1 protein-coding gene is annotated in these 241 nt (G+C 57.3%); it reads left to right on the top strand.

All coding sequences use genetic code 11. The annotated features are described in order from the left end of the window. Positions 1 to 50 precede the first annotated feature (50 nt). Positions 51 to 241, top strand: a 191-nt coding sequence (locus N825_RS40175; RefSeq protein WP_211098457.1) for a hypothetical protein, incomplete at its 3' end; no start/stop codon positions are given.

Here is a 241-nt window from a genome sequence, read left to right on the forward strand (position 1 = left end):
GTATGCCGCAAGGTGAAAACGCCTACTTATATTGGGATCCTCAGGCTCGCATGAGTCAGATCCATAACTCGATCGAAGTGGGTGTCACTTATCAGGGGATCGATGTTAAACCGACTAAGGGCGCACGCCAGGACGTGGGGCCCGGCACGGAATGCCGTCGTTCGGGCAGCCGCTGCCTGTCTCCGGCCAGACCGCTGACGGTTACCGTGTCGTATGCTGTCTATATCAAAGCGACCGGCAA

Source organism: Skermanella stibiiresistens SB22 (assembly GCF_000576635.1).
Taxonomy (GTDB): domain Bacteria; phylum Pseudomonadota; class Alphaproteobacteria; order Azospirillales; family Azospirillaceae; genus Skermanella; species Skermanella stibiiresistens.